Origin of the sequence: Bacillus sp. EKM420B, assembly GCF_011065565.1 — a bacterium.
Classification (GTDB): Bacteria; Bacillota; Bacilli; order Bacillales; family Bacillaceae; genus Bacillus; species Bacillus velezensis.
The window spans coordinates 160296-181579 of record NZ_JAAMNX010000002.1 but is presented as its reverse complement, the minus strand read 5'-3'; the positions used below and the strand labels follow the sequence as shown (position 1 = coordinate 181579).

At 48.3% G+C, this 21284-nt stretch carries 20 protein-coding genes; 8 read left to right on the top strand and 12 right to left on the bottom strand.

Annotated features, from left to right (window positions below):
- Positions 1 to 13: 13 nt before the first annotated feature.
- The 4 genes from G9F48_RS05850 to G9F48_RS05835 all read right to left on the bottom strand — a co-directional run bounded on the left by G9F48_RS05850 (position 14) and on the right by G9F48_RS05835 (position 5844).
- Positions 14 to 1849 carry a beta-glucoside-specific PTS transporter subunit IIABC gene (locus G9F48_RS05850; RefSeq protein WP_165409197.1) on the bottom strand — a complete coding sequence of 612 codons (1836 nt, stop codon included), beginning with the start codon at positions 1847 to 1849 and terminating at the stop codon, positions 14 to 16.
- Positions 1850 to 2674: 825 nt separating this feature from the next.
- Positions 2675 to 3673 carry an ATP-dependent nuclease gene (locus tag G9F48_RS05845; RefSeq protein ID WP_165409196.1) on the bottom strand — a complete coding sequence of 333 codons (999 nt, stop codon included), beginning with the start codon at positions 3671 to 3673 and terminating at the stop codon, positions 2675 to 2677.
- A 1-nt stretch (position 3674) separates the two neighbouring features.
- Positions 3675 to 4262, bottom strand: coding sequence for an AAA family ATPase (locus tag G9F48_RS05840; protein WP_165409195.1), 588 nt, complete (start codon positions 4260 to 4262; stop codon positions 3675 to 3677).
- Positions 4263 to 4428: 166 nt separating this feature from the next.
- Positions 4429 to 5844 (bottom strand): glycoside hydrolase family 43 protein, encoded by a 1416-nt coding sequence (locus G9F48_RS05835; protein ID WP_165409194.1) that lies wholly within the window; start codon positions 5842 to 5844, stop codon positions 4429 to 4431.
- Positions 5845 to 6085: 241 nt separating this feature from the next.
- Between G9F48_RS05835 and hutP the strand changes: the two genes are divergently transcribed.
- The 6 genes from hutP to G9F48_RS05805 all read left to right on the top strand — a co-directional run bounded on the left by hutP (position 6086) and on the right by G9F48_RS05805 (position 13526).
- On the top strand, positions 6086 to 6532 hold the full coding sequence (gene hutP / locus G9F48_RS05830) for a hut operon transcriptional regulator HutP (RefSeq protein ID WP_004393292.1): 447 nt from the start codon (positions 6086 to 6088) through the stop codon (positions 6530 to 6532).
- Between the two features lie 112 nt (positions 6533 to 6644).
- Positions 6645 to 8183 (top strand): histidine ammonia-lyase, encoded by a 1539-nt coding sequence (gene hutH / locus G9F48_RS05825; RefSeq protein ID WP_039063838.1) that lies wholly within the window; start codon positions 6645 to 6647, stop codon positions 8181 to 8183.
- Complete coding sequence (gene hutU / locus G9F48_RS05820) at positions 8180 to 9844, top strand: urocanate hydratase (RefSeq protein WP_165409193.1); 1665 nt, start codon at positions 8180 to 8182, stop codon at positions 9842 to 9844. Before hutH ends, hutU begins: the two co-directional genes overlap by 4 nt.
- A gap of 1 nt (position 9845) precedes the next feature.
- Positions 9846 to 11111: an imidazolonepropionase gene (gene hutI / locus G9F48_RS05815; RefSeq protein WP_004393286.1), complete on the top strand. Its 1266-nt coding sequence runs from the start codon at positions 9846 to 9848 to the stop codon at positions 11109 to 11111.
- On the top strand, positions 11104 to 12054 hold the full coding sequence (gene hutG / locus G9F48_RS05810; RefSeq protein ID WP_165409192.1) for a formimidoylglutamase: 951 nt from the start codon (positions 11104 to 11106) through the stop codon (positions 12052 to 12054). Before hutI ends, hutG begins: the two co-directional genes overlap by 8 nt.
- Positions 12055 to 12122: 68 nt before the next feature.
- Positions 12123 to 13526 carry an amino acid permease gene (locus tag G9F48_RS05805; protein ID WP_165409191.1) on the top strand — a complete coding sequence of 468 codons (1404 nt, stop codon included), beginning with the start codon at positions 12123 to 12125 and terminating at the stop codon, positions 13524 to 13526.
- Positions 13527 to 13579: 53 nt separating this feature from the next.
- On the opposite strand, the gene G9F48_RS05800 is transcribed toward G9F48_RS05805, so the two are convergent.
- The 7 genes from G9F48_RS05800 to G9F48_RS05770 form a co-directional block, all read right to left on the bottom strand.
- Entirely contained in the window at positions 13580 to 14881 is a 1302-nt protein-coding gene (locus G9F48_RS05800) for a pyrimidine-nucleoside phosphorylase (RefSeq protein ID WP_165409190.1), read from the bottom strand.
- A gap of 27 nt (positions 14882 to 14908) precedes the next feature.
- On the bottom strand, positions 14909 to 16090 hold the full coding sequence (locus tag G9F48_RS05795) for a NupC/NupG family nucleoside CNT transporter (RefSeq protein WP_004393280.1): 1182 nt from the start codon (positions 16088 to 16090) through the stop codon (positions 14909 to 14911).
- Between the two features lie 92 nt (positions 16091 to 16182).
- On the bottom strand, positions 16183 to 16851 hold the full coding sequence (gene deoC / locus G9F48_RS05790) for a deoxyribose-phosphate aldolase (protein WP_004393277.1): 669 nt from the start codon (positions 16849 to 16851) through the stop codon (positions 16183 to 16185).
- Positions 16852 to 16941: 90 nt separating this feature from the next.
- Positions 16942 to 17883, bottom strand: a complete 942-nt coding sequence (locus G9F48_RS05785) for a sugar-binding transcriptional regulator (RefSeq protein ID WP_004393275.1) — start codon at positions 17881 to 17883, stop codon at positions 16942 to 16944.
- 70 nt (positions 17884 to 17953) lie between these two features.
- Positions 17954 to 18766, bottom strand: coding sequence for a sugar-phosphatase (gene yidA, locus G9F48_RS05780; RefSeq protein ID WP_165409189.1), 813 nt, complete (start codon positions 18764 to 18766; stop codon positions 17954 to 17956).
- A gap of 68 nt (positions 18767 to 18834) precedes the next feature.
- Positions 18835 to 19359, bottom strand: coding sequence for a hypothetical protein (locus G9F48_RS05775; RefSeq protein WP_014306122.1), 525 nt, complete (start codon positions 19357 to 19359; stop codon positions 18835 to 18837).
- Positions 19349 to 19768 carry a DUF3255 family protein gene (locus G9F48_RS05770; protein ID WP_015387486.1) on the bottom strand — a complete coding sequence of 140 codons (420 nt, stop codon included), beginning with the start codon at positions 19766 to 19768 and terminating at the stop codon, positions 19349 to 19351. The genes G9F48_RS05775 and G9F48_RS05770 overlap by 11 nt, the downstream gene beginning before the upstream one ends.
- A gap of 111 nt (positions 19769 to 19879) precedes the next feature.
- Here G9F48_RS05770 and G9F48_RS05765 point away from each other — a divergent pair, with 111 nt between their 5' ends.
- Positions 19880 to 20266, top strand: coding sequence for a hypothetical protein (locus tag G9F48_RS05765; RefSeq protein ID WP_004393267.1), 387 nt, complete (start codon positions 19880 to 19882; stop codon positions 20264 to 20266).
- A 160-nt stretch (positions 20267 to 20426) separates the two neighbouring features.
- On the top strand, positions 20427 to 20789 hold the full coding sequence (locus G9F48_RS05760) for a hypothetical protein (protein ID WP_007407823.1): 363 nt from the start codon (positions 20427 to 20429) through the stop codon (positions 20787 to 20789).
- Positions 20790 to 20839: 50 nt separating this feature from the next.
- Here G9F48_RS05760 and G9F48_RS05755 read toward each other — a convergent pair whose 3' ends face one another.
- Complete coding sequence (locus G9F48_RS05755; RefSeq protein WP_004393261.1) at positions 20840 to 21232, bottom strand: hypothetical protein; 393 nt, start codon at positions 21230 to 21232, stop codon at positions 20840 to 20842.
- Between the last annotated feature and the right edge of the window lie 52 nt (positions 21233 to 21284).

Below are 21284 nucleotides of genomic sequence, written 5' to 3'. Positions count from 1 at the left end.
CTCCACCTCTTTTTCAGGATAACGCCAGAAGCGCTTCGTTCGGTTTGACCATTCCGCTTTTTTTCACGTCTGTAAATGAATATTGATCCGTATTCGTAATGATGACCGGCGTGATCACGTCAAAACCGGCAGCCTTTATCTCTTCGATATCAAAAGTAATCAGCAGATCTCCCGGCGCGACGGCATCGCCTTCTTTGACGTGTATTTCAAAATGCCTGCCATCTAGCCGTACCGTATCAAGCCCGATATGAATGAGAATTTCGGCTCCCCGGGCGCTCGTAATGCCGATGGCGTGCTTTGTTTTAAATACGGCTGTCACCCTGCCTTCTACGGGAGAAACCGCCGCACCCTCTTCAGGCAGAATCGCAAAACCTTTTCCCATCATTCCACCGGAAAAGACGCTGTCGTTCACTTCGCTTAATGCTTTCACTTCGCCTTTAATCGGGCTGTGAATGATTTCTCCGCCTGCCGTCACACCCGGCGTTTCAGATGCTTTGTCCCGTTCAGACTGTACATCCTCAAACCCGATCAGAAGTGCCGCCGCCATACCCGCCGCAAACGAGATAAAAAGCCCGATCAGCGCGTAAAGAAACGTCGGCCCGATAAAGACCGGAATGCTCGGCAGACCGGCGTTTCCGCCCACAATGTAAGAAGCGACACCCGTTACACCGTAAAAAGCGCCGCCTGCCGCGCCGCCGATTAATGCAGCCGCGAACGGTTTTTTCAATCTCATGTTGACGCCGTACATGGCAGGTTCGGTTATGCCCATCAATGCCGTAATGCTCGTCGTAAACGCGAGTGATTTGAAGGTTTTGTTTTTTGATTTCAAGAAAACCGCAAATGACGCGCCGGCCTGCCCCATGTTCGCCAAAAACATCGCAGGCAGAATGTAATCATGTCCGTTTTGCGCAATGTTATTGATCATGATCGGCACAAGCGCATAATGCATCCCCGTCATAATGATGAGCGAAAACGTGCCGGCCAGCAGAATCATCGCGGCAATGCCCGCATGATTGAACAAATCATTGACGCCGACAGACAGATAATTTCCGAGAATCGCGCCGAGCGGGCCGACTGTGATCAGGGTGACAGGCACGACGATCACAAGCGTAAGCATCGGAACGGCAATCAATTTCAAAGAGGAAGGAGTGATTCGGTCGATTCCCTTCTCCACATAGGACATCAGCCAGATCGCCAGCAAAATCGGGATAACTGTCGATGAATACGTGGCAGCGGTTACAGGAAGACCGATAAAGGAGATACTTTTCCCTGCCCCAAGCAGGGCCGTCAAATCCGGATGCAGGATCGCACCCGCCACAGCGGCCGCCACGTACGGATTACATCTGAATTTTCTCGCCGCGCTTACCGCAAGCAAAAGCGGCAGAAAATAAAACGCACCGTCACCGACAGCCGTGAGAATGCTGTGAGTCTGGCTCTTCTCCGACATCCAGCCGAATGTCACCGCTAGCGTGACAAGCCCTTTTATCATGCCGGCTCCGGCAATGGCCGGCAAAATCGGCGTAAACACGCCGGAAATCACATCAAATACAGCACTCAGCACATTTTTCTTCTGTTTCGATGTTTTGTTTGCGCTTTCATCACTGAGCCCGCTGCTCTCCATCAAAGCCTGATACACCTTCGGCACATGATTGCCGACAATGATCTGAAACTGCCCGCCGCTGATATTTGTCCCCATCACGCCTTCCGTCTGTTCCAGCCCGCTCCGATCTGCTTTCGCATTGTCATACAGATTAAAACGAAGCCGCGTCATGCAATGGATGACACTCTGAACATTCTCCTCCCCGCCGACAAGTTGTAAAATCTCTTTTGATATTTTATGATAGTCCATGAGTATACCTCCTTAAAAATGGGGGAACTGCCGGACGAAAGGTGGCCGCCTTTCTCCGGCTTTTTTGTTATGAAATCAGCATCACCTCCGAAAAAAAGGTATAAAAAAAACCTAAACTGCACAGAACACGGGGGTCTTCCCCTGTCTGACGCAATTTAGGTTTTGCCTGCGGTTTGCAGTAACAATCCTATGTGAATGATATTGGGTTGATATGTATACTTTAGCACTGGATTTATGGGGTGTCAACGCTTACATTTAAAATTATATATTATGATTGATACTGATAGGAAAAACTCAAAAGGAACCCTTTTGAGTTTTTTATACTGATTATCTATGCTTACATTCAAGTAATTTACCATAGACCCGCTCTATTCGCCTTTTTCAGTCTTTCTTTTTTTGAATAAATTTATTTTTCTAGTTAAATAAAAACGGTAATGTCTTAGGTATTCATCATTTTAAACAAACAAATTCATAATTTCTCTTTTCAAATAATGATCAGTTATCGGTTCGCGTTCAACTAATTCACAGTATTTATGTGCTATCTTGACTTTTATATCTTTATCCTTATTTTTGAATATTAGGTCTTTAAAATAATTAAAGTCATCCTTTGCACCAAAATCTATAAAAGATACCTCTTGATCTCTAAAATTAGTATGAGTTGATGAATAATCTATCCTACTCTCCTCTGTTAACTTTTTATGAATTTCAATAAACCTCGTATTATCCTTAAAAATTTCTTCTAACGTGTTAATTAAAACCTTGGGTATCAAACAATCTTCAATGTCAGTTTTTCTTAATTCACTGCCTTTTTTAAAATCTAATAACTTAACACCTGAAGTTTTCAGTGACTAATAATCTACGGAGATATACAATATCATCTACGTTTCTACCATATGATTTTGGAGTTTCAGGGAGCTTAAATTCCAAGTCGGTATCCACCAAAAAAAGCAGTTTGTTTTTTATTTCATTTTTCTCTTTTCTGTCTGAAATGGTGCTATAAATTATATTATATAACTTTAATACTTTATCTCGCCCACCAAGAGAAATAATTCTAATATCATTTTCATCTTTCAAAATATATTTCAAATAAATTTCATCAGATTTGCCTTCAGTAAAAATCCAATTGACACTAGGATTTTCCCTCATGAATGAAATAAGACTTATTGCTAAATCGAACATGCTTTTTAGTTCGATAATATCTGGTATATTTCTAGAATCACTAAGTATTTCGCCTAGATCATTGGAGGTAATTGATATATTATCTTTTTCTTTCAAAAGATACTTCAATTCTCCTTTTGAAGATAATGGTATGAATCCGTACCAATGTGTAGTAACTAAGAGCTGGGCTGAACTGTTATCTAGAATTTCCTCTAACTTTAGAAATTGTTCAAAACTTTTTGAAACGTGTAAAGATACCTCTGGCTCATCAATAGCTAGTATTATTTCTTTACCTCTTTCGTTAGAAGAGTTATTGGAATTTTTCAAAAATGCATATGCTGTATTTATTAATGCTTGTCTTTGTTCTCCCGAACTTAGCTTATCAAGTGTTTTATTTTCCACTTTTAAAGCTCTTAAATTAAAGTAGGCAAAAAGAATTTGCTCTTTAATATCCTTACTTGTCAACCTATATTTCGCTTTTGATTTATAATCGTAAACATAATTCATTCCTAGTTTTTCTAAATTAACATTCACTTCATTCATAAAATCTTCGAGTTTATCATTTATATTATTAACAATATCGTTTTTTTCAATTATATTTTCGATAAAATCTAATATATCCTTGTCTAAAAGAGCTTGCATCTCTCTAGTTTCAAGCTTTAACAATTCACTTACAGGTTGTTCCACAGGAATATATATAAGAATACATCTCAAATATATACTTTTTTAAAGAACTCAAACTTTTTCTTATTTTATTTTGCTCTAACCCAAATTCCTTCATTAAATTTTTTTGTATCTCTTCGTTATAAGTTGTTGTTAACAAAGCATCTTTACTATTTAGTTTCTCTCCAATAAATATCAAATAATAATCATTCTGGTAATCTCTATATTCCTCTATATCATTGGAGATAATGTTGAATGCATCCTGATTTTTGGACCAATTTACATCCCAAAAGTAATCACTAATATACTCTAAAATATTTTTGTTTTCTTCCTTTAACTTTACCTTAGTTTTTTTTATTAAGAATAAAGGACAAATAAAAGGTGTTCTTGTATCATCTTTCTCAGATATAGAATTATTAACATTCCAACCTCTGCCATTAAACAAGGAATCTAAAGCTTCTAAGATTGCACTTTTCCCTACCCCGTTATCTCCTGTTAAGATTGTATAAGGATGGCGTATATCTTTTAGTAATGATATGTAATTTATATTTTTATAGCATTTGTAATTACGTAACATCAGTCCAACTATCATGTTATTCTCTCCCTATTTAATTTAATATCCTTAGAACAGTAACTCTATTTGAATCGGGCTCCTATATATATCGGACAAAAACATAAATTTTCCACTATTACTTACATATCACATATCAATAAAAGCATTAAAAAATGAGGATACCTTTGAGCGGTATCCTCTGAATTTATAAATTAACTTCCACTCCCCAAACAGCCTCCCCATCACCGCTCAGCACACTAAACGTCACAACTTCCTTCTCCCTCGCTGAGTCCCATTCTTTCAGGAAGACGCCGTCATAATTTGTGCCGTTCAGGTTGATTCGGGCTTTGCTGCTGTCGGTTATTGTCCAGGTTCCGGTCATTTCCCCGGAAATGGTGCCGTCGTTGTTAAGCCGGATGGTTTTTGGGGTTTTGATCGTAGCTGTAATGTCTTTTCCGTGCTGGATGAGTTTGTAGGCTCCGGATGCGGCGGCTGCCGATATGTGTGTATCCGGTTCTCCCGCATAGCGGTACGGCGCTGCAACGGGCCATCCGTCTTTGGTCATGTACAGCCGATGCACTCTGACTTCGTGCTCTTCGCCTCTGTTCGGGAAACGGGTGTGGAAAATGAGGTATGATCGTTTCGTTTTCCCGTCGTAAAACACGGAGTTGTGTCCCGGTGAAACGTAGCCCGTGCCTTTTTCAGATTGTGAGGCGAAGCTGTAGCCGCCCATGAGTTTAACCCCGTACGGTTCAATTGCTTTGTCATCGAAGAAACTGCCGTCTTTTCCTTTGGCGTCAAGCATGTTATGGCCTGCGGCGTCATAGTACGGACCGTCCGGATTTTTAGAGCGCGCCACACGCATATTGTAGCCGCCGGCTGTGTCAAGTCCGCCGAATGACAGATACAGATAGTAATATTTCGTTTCCGGATTGTAGCTGATGTACGGGCCTTCGATTCTGCTGTGATTTCCGCCGAGCAGTTTTTTTCCGTAGCCTTGGTTCGGGAGCGGGAAACCGGTTTTCGGATTCATTTCCAGTATAAAAATCCCCCCGGAGTAAGAGCCGTACACCATCCAGAGCTTGCCTTTATGGTCAAAAAACGTTTGCGGATCTACGACGTTCGGGTGAACGTTTGCATGATACGTCGTGCCGTCTTCGCTTTTTCCTTCCATGCCTGATTTCAAAAAGATGCCTTTGTTTTTGTAGGGTCCTTCGATTTTGTCACTCACGGCGACACCGAGAGCGGATCGCGGCGAGTCTCCTTTACAGGCGTTATAGTACATGTAATATTTCCCGTCAGCCAGCTGAGCCACATCCGGCGCCCACAGCGTATCAGACTGGGCCCAGTCGAATGTCTCTTTTAATTCGGAGTAGACGTTCGGGATCAGGGGATTATTGGGATTGACGCTTGAAGACAGTTGCTGCCACTGCATCAGGTTTTTCGACTTGGCGGAAGCCAAATGCGAGCCGAATACATAGTATGTATCGCCTATTTTGATGACGGACGGATCATGCACGCTGACCTCTGAAAAAACGGGATGCTGGGCTTTTGCCTGCGGCAGAGTGAACCCGATGACCGCTGCTGAGACCAAGCACACACGAAAGAAACTGGTTTTCATTTTCTGAAATCTCCTCGCTCTCTTCTTTTCTTAAAACGCTTTCAAGACAACGCTCCATTTTATGATGCGGATGGCGGAAATATGTGATCAACAGCGCCGGCTTCCCGATGTACCGCTTTAATACAATAGCAATCTGATTTGTGAAAGACTGGAAAAAAAGTTTTGACTTCTGATTCGCAAACACTTAATATAAAAAACAGTTACTAGTTATCAGAATATTTAAGAATTGAGTGAAGCATATATGACCTTACACAAAGACCGCCGCATCGGGCGATTGTCCGTCCTTCTTCTGCTTCATGAGACTGAAGAAAACCAGCAGATCAGCCGGCTGGAACGGGACGGCTGGAAAGTCTGTCTCGGCAGGGTGGGTTCAATGGATGCGCATAAGGTGGTAGCTGCAATTGAAACCGCTTCCAAAAAGAGCGGCGTCATTCAATCTGAGGGTTATCGCGAATCACATGCGCTGTATCATGCCACAATGGAAGCTTTGCACGGAGTGACGCGGGGCGAAATGCTGCTTGGCTCGCTGCTTCGTACCGTGGGCCTGAAGTTTGCCGTCTTGCGGGGAAATCCGTATGAAAGCGAGGCGGAAGGCGATTGGATCGCCGTTTCCCTTTACGGTACGATCGGAGCTCCGATTAAGGGGCTTGAGCACGAAACATTCGGAGTCGGAATTAATCACATATGAATCAGCCCATAGATTTCAGATGATAGGGGGCTATGCATGAAACATCATTTTCATGGCATAGCTCCTTTTTGTATGGGCGCTTTACCAAAGTAAAGAAAAAGGGGTTGAAATGATGGTAACGTTAGACGGTTCCTCACTGACAACCGCAGATGCCCAGCGTGTGCTGTTTGATTTTGAAGAGGTTCAGGCATCTGCCGAAAGCATGGAACGTGTGAAAAAAAGCAGGGCGGCGGTTGAACGGATCGTTCAAGAAGAGAAGACCATTTACGGGATTACGACGGGGTTCGGCAAGTTCAGCGATGTGCTGATTCAAAAAGAAGACGCCGCGGATCTGCAGCTGAATCTGATTCTTTCTCACGCGTGCGGCGTCGGTGATCCGTTTCCGGAATCTGTATCGCGGGCCATGCTGCTTTTGCGCGCCAATGCCCTGCTGAAAGGCTTTTCCGGCGTGCGGACTGAGCTGATTGATCAACTGCTCGCGTATCTCAATCATCGCATTCACCCGGTCATCCCGCAGCAAGGGTCACTGGGGGCGAGCGGGGATTTGGCGCCGCTTTCTCATCTCGCACTGGCGCTTATCGGTCAAGGCGAAGTCTTTTACGAAGGGGCCCGGATGCCGACAGCTCATGCTTTAGAACAGACAAACCTTCAGCCGGCCGTCCTGACCTCTAAGGAAGGACTCGCGCTGATCAACGGAACGCAGGCCATGACCGCGATGGGGCTGATCGCTTACCTCGAAGCCGAAAAGCTGGCCTATCAGTCGGAACGGATCGCGAGCTTAACGATCGAAGGCCTTCAGGGTATTATCGATGCGTTTGACGAGGACATTCATGCCGCCCGCGGTTATCAGGAACAGATGGATGTCGCAGAGCGAATCCGCTATTACTTGTCAGACAGCAAGCTGACGACCGTCCAAGGGGAGCTGCGTGTCCAGGACGCCTATTCGATCCGCTGTATTCCTCAAGTCCACGGCGCATCATGGCAGACATTAGCGTATGTAAAAGAAAAATTAGAAATTGAGATGAATGCCGCGACAGATAACCCGCTCATTTTCGAAGACGGCGCCAAAATCATCTCAGGCGGAAACTTTCACGGACAGCCGATCGCCTTTGCCATGGATTTTCTCAAAGTGGCGGCGGCCGAGCTTGCGAATATTTCTGAACGCCGGATCGAACGGCTTGTGAATCCGCAGCTGAATGACCTGCCGCCCTTTCTGAGCCCGCAGCCCGGCTTACAATCCGGAGCGATGATCATGCAATATGCGGCGGCCTCCCTCGTGTCAGAAAATAAAACCCTGGCCCATCCCGCCAGTGTCGATTCCATTCCTTCATCGGCAAACCAGGAGGATCACGTCAGCATGGGAACCATCGCCTCAAGGCACGCCTACCAGATCATTGCGAATACGAGACGGGTGCTTGCCGTTGAAGCTATTTGCGCGCTGCAGGCCGTGGAGTACCGGGGTGCGGAACATTGCGCCTCGTACACAAAACAGCTCTATCACGAAATGAGAAACATCGTGCCGTCCATACAAGAAGACCGCGTGTTTTCTTATGACATCGAGCATCTGAGTGACTGGCTGAAGAAGGAGTCTTTTCTGCCGAATGAGCATCACCAAAAACTGATGACCAATGAAGGGGGACTTACAAGATGACTGATGTAAAGAAATCAATCCGCGCCGGCCGCGGCACCGAACTTGAATGCTTAGGATGGGAGCAAGAAGCCGTGCTCCGCATGCTCCGAAACAACCTTGACCCGGAGGTTGCCGAAAAACCGGAGGATCTGATCGTATACGGCGGCATAGGCAAGGCCGCACGAAACTGGGATGCTTTTCACGCGATTGAGCGTTCCCTCAAAATGTTAAAAGATGATGAAACACTGCTGATCCAATCCGGAAAACCGGTCGGACTGTTCCGCACGCACAGCCGCGCGCCCCGCGTCCTGCTGGCTAATTCGGTTCTCGTGCCGAAATGGGCGGATTGGGAGCATTTCCATGACCTTGAGAAAAAAGGGCTGATGATGTACGGGCAGATGACGGCCGGCAGCTGGATTTATATCGGCTCACAAGGTATTTTGCAGGGCACCTATGAAACCTTTGCGGAGCTTGCGAGACAGCATTTCGGCGGCAGTCTGAAAGGAACCCTTACGCTGACGGCCGGACTTGGCGGAATGGGAGGCGCCCAGCCGCTGTCCGTCACGATGAATGATGGCGTCGTCATCGCCGTTGAAGCGGATGAAACACGGATTGATAAACGCATTGAAACAAACTATTGCGACCGTAAAACAGCATCAATTGACGAAGCGCTGCGCTGGGCCGAAGCAGCCAGACAAGCCGGAGAGCCTTTATCGATCGGCCTTCTCGGCAATGCGGCTGAGGTGCATCATGAGCTTTTGAACCGCGGCGTCCATATTGACATCGTGACCGATCAGACTTCCGCTCACGACCCGCTGATCGGCTATATTCCGGCAGGATACTCACTTGAAGAGGCCGACCGCCTGCGCCGGGATCAGCCTGAATTATACGTAAGGCTTTCCAAGCAGAGTATGAAAAAGCATGTGGAAGCCATGCTCGCCTTCAAGAAAAAAGGTGCCGTCGTCTTTGATTACGGCAACAATATCCGCCAGGCTGCCAAAGATGAGGGTCTCGCCGATGCTTTTGATTTTCCGGGATTCGTTCCCGCCTACATCCGGCCTTTATTTTGTGAAGGAAAAGGGCCGTTCCGCTGGGCCGCGTTATCGGGAGACCCTGAAGATATATACCGCACTGACGCTTTATTAAAAGAGCTGTTTCCCGAAAATCAAGCCCTTCACCGCTGGATTGACATGGCACAGAAAAAAGTCACATTCCAAGGCTTGCCGTCCCGTATTTGCTGGCTCGGCTACGGTGAACGGGAAAAGATGGGGCTCGCCATCAATGAATTGGTCAGAAACGGCGAGCTGAAAGCCCCGATTGTCATCGGAAGAGACCATTTAGACTGCGGATCTGTCGCCTCTCCGAATCGGGAAACAGAAGCGATGAAAGACGGAAGCGACGCGGTCGGCGATTGGGCGGTGCTGAACGCGCTGATCAACACGGCCTCAGGCGCAAGCTGGGTTTCTTTTCACCACGGCGGGGGCGTCGGCATGGGGTATTCCCTTCACGCGGGAATGGTCGCGGTCGCTGACGGCAGCATCCTTGCGGAACAACGGCTTTCCCGCGTTCTGACAAGCGATCCGGGTATGGGCATCATCCGCCATGCGGACGCAGGTTATGAAAAAGCGGTTCAAGTCGCCGAGGAACAAGACATTATGATACCGATGAAAAAGGAGCGGTAACATGCCGAAACAAATAGATACCATACTCACCAACATCGGCCAGCTGCTGACGATGGAATCCGGCGGCCCCCGATCCGGCGGGAGCATGCAGGATCTTCATGTCACGGAAAATGCCGTCATCGGCGTTCACGACGGGCGCATTGTTTTTGCCGGACATCAAGGAGCGGAGAAAGGATACGAGGCAAGAGACATTATCGACTGCGGGGGACGGCTCGTCACCCCCGGCCTCGTCGATCCCCATACCCATCTTGTATTCGGAGGGTCCCGCGAAAAAGAACTGAATTTAAAAATTCAGGGCATGTCTTATTTGGATATTCTGGCGCAAGGCGGCGGTATTTTGTCAACGGTCAAAGACACGAAAGCCGCCTCCGAAGAAGAACTGATTGAAAAAGGGCTTTTTCACCTCGGACGCATGCTGTCATACGGCATCACAACCGCGGAAGTAAAAAGCGGGTACGGACTCGACAAAGACACGGAGCTGAAACAGCTGACCGCGGCGAAAAAACTGGGTGAGCGCCAGCCGGTCGACCTCGTCACGACCTTTATGGGAGCACACGCCATTCCGCCTGAGTACCGGAACAGCCCTGACGAATTTCTGAATCGCATGCTGCAGCTTTTGCCTGACATAAAAGAAAAAGGCCTTGCGCAATTTGCCGATATTTTCACAGAAACAGGCGTCTTTACCGTCAGCCAGTCACGGGACTACCTGAAAAAGGCGGCTGAAGCTGGTTTCGGCTTGAAAATTCATGCTGATGAGATTGACCCGCTCGGCGGCGCGGAATTGGCGGCAGAGCTGCATGCTGTTTCTGCCGATCATTTGGTGGGGGCATCTGATGCAGGCATCGAAAAGCTAGCGGAGTCCGGAACGATCGCCGTCCTGCTGCCGGGCACGACTTTCTATCTCGGCAAACACACTTATGCGAGAGCCCGGGAGATGATTGATGCGGGTGTACGGGTCAGTTTGGCGACTGACTTCAACCCGGGCAGCTCACCGACGGAAAATCTCCAGCTCATTATGTCGATTGCCGCGCTTCATTTAAAAATGACCGCAGAAGAAATCTGGCACGCTGTCACCGTTAATGCCGCGTATGCCATCGGAAAAGGCGAAGAGGCCGGACAAATCAAAGCCGGACGGGCGGCTGACATTGTCATTTGGGAAGCGCCGAATTACATGTATATCCCGTATCATTACGGCGTCAATCATGTCCGCCGTGTCATCAAGAACGGAAAGACGGTCGTTTCAAGGGAGGGAGCCGCTCTTGGCTAAGTATCCGTTTCTGCAAAAAGCCGGCTCCCTCTTCAACGACCGCCATGTGACAAGGATCGGCGATGTGACGGAAGCGTGGGCGGGACAAACGATCAAAGGGGCTGCTTTGATCGGCGTTCCGCTTTCTAAGTCGTCAATCAGCCATTCCGGCGCCTGCTTTGCACCCGGTGCGATCCGCCGGGCGCTCGGCGGCATTTCCGCATATTCCGCGGAGCTGCGGAAGCATGTCATTGACCATCTGTACGATATCGGCGATATTCAGATTCACGTCACGGATGTCGTCAAATCTCACGAACACATTTATCGGACCATTTATGACATTCTGACGGACCAGCCTGACTGGGTGCCCGTCATTCTCGGCGGCGACAACTCCATCAGTTATTCCACCATTAAAGCCATTGCGGAAACGAAAGGAACAACTGCCGTCTTTCAATTCGACGCCCACCACGACGTCCGCAACACAGAAGACGGAGGGCCGACAAACGGCACGCCGTTCCGCCGTCTGTTAGATGAAAACATCATAAGCGGACAAAACCTGATTCAGCTTGGAATCAGGGAGTTCAGCAACAGCTTGGCATATGAACAATATGTAAAAGAACGGCAGGCAGATGTGCATACAATGGAAATGATCCGGGAGAAAGGGCTCCTCCGAACGGTACAAGAGGTCTTGCCGGCCGTTCAAAAAAAAGCCGACGCCATTTTTATTTCGGTTGATATGGATGTGCTGGATCAAGCTCATGCGCCCGGCTGTCCTGCGATCGGCCCCGGAGGCCTGTATACCGAGGAACTGCTTCAGGCGGTCCGGTTTTTAGCCCAGGAGGCTGACATCTCGGGTATTGAGATCGTTGAGGTTGATCCGACACTTGATTTTCGCGATATGACAAGCCGGGCAGCCGCACACGTCATTTTACATGCATTGAAGGGATTTAAATTGTCACGTTAAAGTCAAACCCGGCACGCGTGCTCTCGGCTGCCGGAAGATTCATGCCACGCAAAAAGGGGGAGATCACGATGGATGTTGATCAAGGCGGCAATCAACTAAAGCGCACGATGAAAAGCAGGCACTTATTTATGATTTCATTGGGAGGGGTCATCGGCACGGGGCTGTTTCTGAGCACAGGGTATACATTGAGCCAGGCCGGGCCGGGCGGGACGATCGCCGCTTACCTGATCGGCGGCTTGATGATGTATCTTGTCATGCAGTGTCTCGGAGAATTGTCAGTAGCCATGCCTGTGACCGGTTCATTTCAAACGTATGCGACAACGTTTATCGGGCCGTCCACGGGTTTTATGGTCGGTATCATGTATTGGGTGAATTGGGTGGTGACGGTAGGATCGGAGTTTACAGCTTCCGGTATCCTCATGCAGCGCTGGTTTCCCCACAGCAGCGTCTGGATGTGGAGCGCGATTTTCGCGGCTCTCCTTTTTGCGGCCAATGCATTCTCCGTTAAATTGTTTGCAGAAACGGAGTTTTGGTTTTCCAGCGTCAAAATCGTCACCATCCTTTTATTTATCATCTTAGGCGGCGCCGCGATGTTCGGTTTGATTTCATTGCACGGTTCGGATGAAGCTCCGATGCTGTCGAATTTCACCTCACACGGCGGACTGTTTCCGAACGGCTTTCTTGCGGTTTTCATCGCAATGATTTCCGTAAGCTTCGCCTTTTCAGGGACGGAGCTGATCGGAATTACAGCGGGTGAAACCGCCAATCCGGCAAAAGATATTCCGCGTTCGATCCGAAATGTCGCCTGGAGAACGGTCATCTTTTTTATCGGCGCCATTTTTGTGCTGTCCGGACTGATCTCCTGGAAGGAAGCCGGTGTGATTGAAAGTCCGTTTGTCGCGGTCTTTTCCCAAATCGGAATTCCATACGCCGCAGATATCATGAACTTCGTGATTTTAACGGCTTTGCTTTCGGTCGCCAACTCCGGACTGTATGCTTCCACCCGGATGCTGTGGTCTCTTGTGAATGAAAACATGATCAGCGCCCGGTTCAAAAAAGTCACGCCGAAAGGCATTCCGCTGAATGCCCTGCTCGCCAGCATGGCCGTTTCCTGCATATCCTTGATCTCAAGCATCGCCGCCCCGGGCACGGTCTACGTGGTGCTCGTGGCAATAGCCGGATTTGCCGGCGTCGTGGTGTGGATGAGCATCGCCCTGTCTCAGCTGTTATTTCGAAAACATTATGTGAAAAACGGCGGACGCGTCGCGGATCTGACCTTCCGCACGCCGTTATACCCTCTCGTTCCGATCGCCGCTGTGATCTTATGTTTCGCTTCATGCGTAGGCCTTGCATTTGATCCCAATCAAAGAATCGCCCTCTTCTGCGGAGTTCCTTGTATGATCCTGTGCTATCTCATTCGTTTTTTGAGAAAGAAACAGCCGAAACAATCCGTCCGTGATTCATTTGGATAAAACCATGCCATAAAAAAAAGGCGCATACTGATGAGGTATGTGCCTTTCTTCTGTTATTCCGTAATCAGCGTATGAATCAGTTTCGGCGCTGCCGCTTTTTCTGAGATGCGGATGTTGTCATAGACTTTGGCAGTCACGTCGTCAACGTTTTCGCGGTTGGCGTAAAGGGTGACGAGCGGCTCGCCCTTTTCGACTGTGTCACCGACTTTTTTGCGGAGCATAATGCCGACGGCAAGGTCGATTTCGTCCTCTTTTGTCGCACGTCCCGCGCCTAACAGCATCGCTGCGACGCCGATTTCGTCAGCGACGATTTCTGAAACGACACCCGCTTCTTTTGCCGGAACGTCAATTTTGTACGCCGCCTGCGGAAGTTTGGACGGTTCGTCAACGACGGAAGCGTCTCCTCCCTGATTGCTCAGGAACTCTTTGAACTTTTCAAGCGCTTTGCCGTTTTTCATGACTTCCTGAAGCTTCGTTCTTGCTTCTTCCAATGTCTCAGCTTTTTTCGCCAATACGACCATTTGGCTGCCGAGCGTGAGGACGAGTTCGTTTAAGTCTTCAGGGCCTTCCCCTCTTAACGTATCAATGGCTTCTTGTACTTCCAGGGCATTCCCGATCGCAAAACCGAGCGGCTGCGACATGTCAGAAATCACGGCCATCGTCTGGCGGCCGACGTTGTTTCCGATGCGGACCATTGCTTTGGCGAGGTTCACGGCGTCTTCATCCGTTTTCATAAACGCGCCGGCTCCCGTTTTGACGTCAAGCACGATGGCATCTGCTCCGGCGGCGATTTTTTTACTCATAATTGAGCTTGCGATCAGCGGGATGGAATTCACCGTACCCGTTACATCACGCAACGCATACAGCTTTTTATCGGCAGGCGTCAAGTTCCCGCTTTGTCCGATAACGGCTACCTTGTCGCGGTTCACAAGCTTGATGAATTCATCTTTTGACAATTCCACATGGAAGCCTTCGATCGCTTCCAGCTTATCAATGGTTCCCCCCGTATGCCCAAGGCCGCGGCCGGACATTTTAGCGACGGGAACGCCGAGCGCCGCGACGAGCGGAGCGAGTACGAGAGTTGTCGTGTCGCCGACCCCGCCCGTAGAGTGCTTGTCGACCTTAATGCCTTCAATGGCGGAGAGATCAATCGTTTCCCCTGAATTGACCATCGCCATTGTCAGATCGGCGCGCTCCCGATCCGTCATATCCTGAAAGTAAATCGCCATAGCCAGCGCGCTTGCCTGGTAATCAGGGATGCTTCCGTTTGTATATCCTTTTACGAAAAATTGAATTTCTTCTGTTGTCAGTTCTTTTCCATTTTGTTTTTTTACAATAAGATCTACCATTCTCATGATCTATCACCTGTCCTTCATTTATGTTCAGTGAATCAATCCGACGATCGCCGCTGTCAGGAAGCTGACGAGCGTTGCGCCGTACAGCAGCTTCAGCCCGAACCGCGCGACGACGTTTCCTTGTTTTTCATGCAGCCCTTTCACCGCACCGGTAATGATCCCGATAGAGGAGAAATTCGCGAATGAGACAAGGAATACAGATACCACTGCCTGTGTATGCGCGCTGAAATGGAAATCGCCGGATGAGAGCGTCTGCATCGCCACAAATTCATTCGATACCATTTTCGTCGCCATAATGCTTCCGGCGCTCACCGCTTCATTCCACGGAATACCGGTTAAAAACGCAAACGGCGCGAATACATATCCGAGCAGCGCCTGGAATGTAATGCCGAAGACCGCGTTAAAAACACCGTTGACCAGGGCAATGAGTGCGACAAATCCGATCAGCATCGCCGCTACGACAACGGCGACTCTGAATCCATCCATTATATACTCACCGAGCACTTCAAAAAAGGATTGCTTTTCTTCTTCAGGAACGACGATCAAATCCTCTTCTTTGCTGACGGTGTACGGGTTGATGATAGAAGCGATGATAAATCCGCCGAATAAGTTCAGCACAAGCGCCGTCACGACGTATTCAGGCTTCAGCATCATCATGTAAGAACCGACGATCGACATTGAGACCGTCGACATTGCGGACGCGCAAAGCGTGTATAAGCGCTGTTCAGTAAGATAACCGAGCTGTTTTTTCAAACTGATAAAGACTTCTGATTGCCCTAAAATCGCGGATGCGACAGCGTTATAAGATTCGATTTTCCCCATTCCGTTCACCTTGCTTAACGCAAGCCCGATATACTTCGTGATGAAGGGAAGGACCTTCCAATGCTGCAGAATTCCGATTAAAGCGGATATAAAGACGATCGGCAGAAGCACGCTCATGAAGAACGTCGTCTGTTTCGCATTCACAAGCCCGCCGAATACAAAGTTAATCCCTTCTGATGCATATTCCAGCAAGTAGTTAAATCCTTTTGCAAAACCGCCGACAAGAAAATTCCCGATACCGGTGTTGAGGAGAATATAACCGAGAATCAGCTGCAGCACGAGCATGACGGCGATCGGCCGGATTCTGATTCTTTTTTTGCCGTTGCTGGCAAGCCAGGCAAGACCTAAAAACACAATGATTCCGATAATTCCGATGAGATACTTCATATGTGTTCTCCTTTTATTTGTATTCGCTTACAATTTTTTATGCATCAACAAAGAAAGAGGATGGCGGAAGCTTTCGGCTTCCGCAATGCTGATTAATAGTCGCTGCTGCCGCTGTCTCCGCCGCTCACGATAGAGACGCCCGCACTTGCGCCGATCCGGCTCGCGCCCGCAGCGATCATGCTGTCAACATCAGCTTTTGTTCTGATGCCGCCTGATGCTTTGACCCCGATGTCCGGTCCGACTGTTTTTCTCATAAGAGCGATATCTTCAGCCGTTGCCCCGCCTGTAGAAAAACCGGTAGACGTTTTGACGAAATCGGCGCCTGCAGATACCGCCAAGCGGCACGCGCGCTCTTTTTCTTCATCTGTCAAAAGGCATGTTTCGATGATCACTTTGACGAGCGCTTTTTTATCAGCTGCTTCAACTACCGCGCGGATATCAGCTTCAACCGCTTCATCATCGCCGTCTTTTAATGCGCCGATATTGATGACCATGTCAACCTCAGTGGCTCCTTTTGAGATGGCATCCTTCGTTTCAAATGCTTTTGTTTCCGATGTCGTTGCGCCGAGAGGAAATCCGATAACGGTGCAAACGTCAACTCCCGTGCCTTTCAGTTCCTCCGCTGCGAGTTTGACCCAAGTCGGGTTCACACAAACGGAAGCGAATTTATATTCTTTTGCTTCTTTTATCAGTTGTAAAATATCCGCTTTTTGTGTATGCGGTTTCAAAGCAGTATGGTCTATTTGACTTGCAATTGACATTGTATGCACTTCCTTTTTCCTAGGATACGTTTAGAATAACCGAATTTTGAACATATGTAAATTGGTAATTGAAATTATGTTCATGAATTGTCACAATTCTTGAATGAGTTTTTTGGCCGTATGCTGATCGGTAATCAAAACGTTGGCGTACTTTCCTTTCAGGGCACCGTGAATGGCCTTGCATTTTCTGCTGCCGCCCGCCACCAGAATCGAACGCTCTTTCATTTTCAAGTCGCTGAGCTCGACTCCGATCGTCCTGCCGTTAATGCTGCTGCTGCAAATCCTGCCTTCCTCGTCAAAAAAGCGCGAACAAATATCGCCGACTCCGCGTGCTTTCAGCAATTGTTTCTCTTCTTCCCGGAAATAGCCGAGTCTGAAAAGCAGCGCCTCATCCCGGACGGTTCCGACCGTAAACAGGGCGATATTGGCTTGTCTGCCCATTTCAATGATCCGCTTAATATGCCTGTCCCGCTCGACCATCTGCTTCACATCAGCGCTGTCAAATATAACCGGCAGCGGCAAATACCTCGGCATGGTCTGAAATGCTTCGGCGAACAGCTGAATCGTTTCTGACGAATACGTATTGACATTGGAATGACTGATGCCGCCTTTCAGCTGCACAACTTCAACGCTCTTTACCTGCTTCGGCTCCATGCGGCTTGCGATCTGATACATCGTCGTCCCCCAGCTTACGCCGAGTATATCGCCGTCCTTTACAGTTTTATGCATATAGTCTGCGCCATAGCGGCTTAAGTAATGTGTAATGGCCTGGTAATCGTCGCTTGGAGAAAAGACGACGTGCGCCTCAAGCAGCCCGTATTTTTCTTCCAGCTTTGCGCCGAGTTCGTCCAGATCCTCAAACGGGTCCATGACGCGAATTTGAACATACCCTTTTTCCTTTGCGTACTGAAGCAGCCTTGAAACGGTGGGGCGTGACAGATTAAGCCGTTCGGCGATCTGCTGCTGGCTGTAATCTGATTGATAATATAGTTTTGCCGCTTCTATGCTGAGCTGCTGTTTTTCACGATCCATGTCGCGCCTCCCCTCTCCGCTTATCATATCACCAAAACACGCGGTAAAAAAGCACCCTCTGATGGGGTGCCTATTTTTTCAGCACAAGCTCCTGAATCGCATGCGCCACGCCGTGTTCGTTATTTGATTTCGTTTCAAAATCAGCAATCTCCCTTACTTCTGGGATGGCGTTGGCCATTGCCACACCGCAGCCGGCCCACTGAATCATGGACTTGTCGTTGCCGTTATCGCCGATTGCCATGACGTCTTTCTGTTCAATGCCGAGTTTTTCGGCCAGCAGCTTGACCGCGTTTCCTTTACTGACTTTCGGATGAAGAATCTCATGGAAGAATGGCGCGCTTTTGACCATTGTGTATGTTTCCCTGAATGATTCCGGAATGGAAGCGATCGCTTTCTCCAGCTTGTCCGGATCGTCAATGAACATGACTTTCGGAATCAGAATATCCTTCGGCACTTCATCGATCGTGCGGAAATGAAGCGGCACTTTCGTAATGTATGATTCGTATACCGTGTATTCACTGATATCCCGGTTCGGCGTGTACAGATTGGCTGTGTCAAAGTAATGCATCGGAGTGTCCAGCTGTAAGCTCAGCTCGTAAAGCGACTCCAAATCTTCAAAGCCTAATGACTGCTCGGCCACGACACCGTTTGTATACGTATTTTGGACGAGTGCGCCGTTATAGGCAATCACAAAGTCGCCTTCTTCCTGTAAATTCAGCTCTTCCAAATACCGACGCACGCCGCCGATCGGCCGTCCCGTGCACAGGACGATATTGACCCCTTCCGCTTTGGCGGCATCAAGCGCCCCGCGGACTTCAGCCGTCACTTCATGATGATCGTTTAATAGTGTTCCGTCCATATCTATTGCGATTAACTTGTACATCCTGCATCTCCTTTGTATCCTTTTCTGCTTATGCTTTCATCATATCGTTTTTTCGTTTCAATGAAAAATCAAACGGACAAGTTTCTCCGCCTTCTCTTCGTATACCGGGCCTGCCTCCGGATGCGGGGCCGTCTTTTCCCCTTGTCAGCTTGTTCGCCGCCGTCATCTGTTTTCTGCTTCAAGAGCATCAGCCCCGCCGCAAAGAAAGGGACGGCCGCTATGTCCAGAAGGGCAAGCTTTATTCCCATCGCTGCGGGAAAGTATGCCCATAATGAACGGCTGTTCCGCCTGATCATGATATAAGAAACGATTTCCAGCAGGATAAACAGAGCGTTCACCCATAAGTAAATGAGCATCGCCGCAAACAGAAACAGCAGGAGCGTATTCCGCAGCGTGCCGGAAAACAGAAGAGCGCGCATCATATCAAAGAATGAAAAAGACTGCATGCTGCCGTTGACGACATTGGGATTATAAATGGTAAAACGCCCGAACTGATCAAAAAGCATAAAAAATAACCATAACAGTGAAAACCATTGAATGATATGTACGATGACACCCGTCAAAACGAGTCTGTCGGCAGCCTTATTTCTCATGTGCATCCTCCCCGCCGGTTTTTATTCTTGTCATTGTTTTTGTTTCTCCGTATATCTTCCAAATGAGCGTATCGTTTTTTCCTCTTTTCAACGTGCTTTTGACGGGGTGCGGATGTCCGAGGTATTCAATCTCAATCGTTCCGTCCGTGTTTTGTGAGACCACCTTGTAAACATCTGAGGGCATGGGAACCTCGCCGCGGCCTTTAATGACCTGCTTTGTCAGCACGCTGTCTTTCGTAAACGTAACGGTTTCAGATCTGACCCCGTCCATCGGGCCCGGTTTCAGCCCCGCATCCCATGTCCCGTAATAAAAAGGGGGTTCGTCTGCTTTCTTTTGCGAGCAGCCTGTTATCATGACGCATCCGATAACAAGAACCGTCATGATGAAAATCCGTATGTTCCGCAACATGATCACCTTCTTTTGAAGCTTTTTTTACGCCTGTAAGTTAGGCGGATGCCGTGGCACTGTGCAATTGACTACATAGTGTATAAAGACTTCACTAGATAAGGAGAATGATGAATGAACCCATATCAGTACTACACCCCATCTGCCTATTTCCCTCAGCAGCAGGAATACGAAGTGAGCCCCGTTGAGTATGAGCCGTATCAGCAGCAGGAAAGCTATTATTATGCGCCCCCTCAGTCTGAAGAGCGGCAGCCGACGGCTTTAGAACGGAGAGTCGCCCAGCTTGAAAGACAAAACGCCCAGCAAACGAGAGAGCTCACCCGCCTCTCACAAGAAGACCAGCGCCAAAACCGGGAAATCACGCGTATGAATGAGCAGATCAGACGGCTGAGCCAGTCCATTGAAATCCATACCCGCCGCTTAAACCGTTTGAATCAGCGCCTGCGCGCAGTCGAAAACAGACTCAATATTCCTTTTCACGCTACAGAAGGCGGCTTCTGAGAAAAAGGGCCGGAATACAAAGCTCGACAGGCCATCCCGAGCCTTGTATTCCGCTCTGTACATAACAGGTAAATATTTGAATTCTTTTCTTGCATGAATGCCTCTCCTATTCTTTCACATGATAAATGTGTAAAATCAATCACTTTAGGAGGTCTTCATGATGTATCAAAACCAATACAGCGGAAATCAGCTGCAGCAATGCCGCCAAACAGCACAGCAGCTTATTCAGCAGACACAGCAAAGCAGTCAGCAGTACAAGCAAATGCTCCAGCAGGAACAGCAAAACATTCAAATGCTTCAGCAGATGCTTAACCATGAACAGCATGCCGTTCATACCATTCAGCAAGCGCTGCAGGGACATGAAGCGGCCATTCAGAAATGCCAGCAAATCGTGAATGTGTGCAATCAGCTTCAGCAGGAAGTAAGCGGACACATGCCTGCACCGATGGCAAACGCTAATGTTTCTTCATTCCCGCAAACACAGCATCACACACCGTTTCAGCAGCATTCATACCAGCAATAGGCCGGTCATGCAAATGACAAAGCGCGAGATACCGGCTTTGTCATTTGTTTTTATCTCTGTTTTGTCAGATCAATGCGTTGAGCGGGTTTTCCGCCGAATTTTTCCTCCGCCTCATGCCTTACCGCTTCAAACGCTCTTGCTTCGACGTTTTGTTTAAACACATCAAGCTGTATTAAATAAGCCGCCCGCACTTTCAGCCCGTGGATGATGGAGATGACCCATAAAGGCAGCACGATATACACGCCCGGCGTGCTCGGCAGAACAAAAGCAATTGCTAAAATAATAAAATAGATAAGTCCGTATTTCAGCCATTTTTTGTTCTTGGCCCGGTAGCCGATATAGAAAAAGGCCAAGAAAGCGGTCAGCCCAAACGGCGCGAAAGTCAGCAGCAGCCACCAGCTGTGCAGCACTTCCCACCAAGTCCCTCTTTTCGTAATCAACATTCATTCCTCCTCCTTTACTACTATAACATGGATAATCAAGGAAGGTTTTCTA

Bases quoted from the DNA above. Each gene is read 5' to 3' on its own strand.
- G9F48_RS05775 (WP_014306122.1), bottom strand. From the start codon at position 19,359: ATGAGAAATAAGGCTGCCGACAGACTCGTTTTGACGGGTGTCATCGTA.
- G9F48_RS05760 (WP_007407823.1), top strand. From the start codon at position 20,427: ATGTATCAAAACCAATACAGCGGAAATCAGCTGCAGCAATGCCGCCAA.
- hutI (WP_004393286.1), top strand. From the start codon at position 9,846: ATGCCGAAACAAATAGATACCATACTCACCAACATCGGCCAGCTGCTG.
- G9F48_RS05805 (WP_165409191.1), top strand. From the start codon at position 12,123: ATGGATGTTGATCAAGGCGGCAATCAACTAAAGCGCACGATGAAAAGC.
- hutU (WP_165409193.1), top strand. From the start codon at position 8,180: ATGACTGATGTAAAGAAATCAATCCGCGCCGGCCGCGGCACCGAACTT.
- deoC (WP_004393277.1), bottom strand. From the start codon at position 16,851: ATGTCAATTGCAAGTCAAATAGACCATACTGCTTTGAAACCGCATACA.
- G9F48_RS05755 (WP_004393261.1), bottom strand. From the start codon at position 21,232: ATGTTGATTACGAAAAGAGGGACTTGGTGGGAAGTGCTGCACAGCTGG.
- hutH (WP_039063838.1), top strand. From the start codon at position 6,645: ATGGTAACGTTAGACGGTTCCTCACTGACAACCGCAGATGCCCAGCGT.
- G9F48_RS05840 (WP_165409195.1), bottom strand. From the start codon at position 4,262: ATGATAGTTGGACTGATGTTACGTAATTACAAATGCTATAAAAATATA.
- G9F48_RS05800 (WP_165409190.1), bottom strand. From the start codon at position 14,881: ATGAGAATGGTAGATCTTATTGTAAAAAAACAAAATGGAAAAGAACTG.
- G9F48_RS05795 (WP_004393280.1), bottom strand. From the start codon at position 16,090: ATGAAGTATCTCATCGGAATTATCGGAATCATTGTGTTTTTAGGTCTT.
- G9F48_RS05770 (WP_015387486.1), bottom strand. From the start codon at position 19,768: ATGTTGCGGAACATACGGATTTTCATCATGACGGTTCTTGTTATCGGA.
- hutP (WP_004393292.1), top strand. From the start codon at position 6,086: ATGACCTTACACAAAGACCGCCGCATCGGGCGATTGTCCGTCCTTCTT.
- G9F48_RS05765 (WP_004393267.1), top strand. From the start codon at position 19,880: ATGAACCCATATCAGTACTACACCCCATCTGCCTATTTCCCTCAGCAG.
- yidA (WP_165409189.1), bottom strand. From the start codon at position 18,766: ATGTACAAGTTAATCGCAATAGATATGGACGGAACACTATTAAACGAT.
- G9F48_RS05850 (WP_165409197.1), bottom strand. From the start codon at position 1,849: ATGGACTATCATAAAATATCAAAAGAGATTTTACAACTTGTCGGCGGG.
- G9F48_RS05785 (WP_004393275.1), bottom strand. From the start codon at position 17,883: ATGGATCGTGAAAAACAGCAGCTCAGCATAGAAGCGGCAAAACTATAT.
- G9F48_RS05835 (WP_165409194.1), bottom strand. From the start codon at position 5,844: ATGAAAACCAGTTTCTTTCGTGTGTGCTTGGTCTCAGCAGCGGTCATC.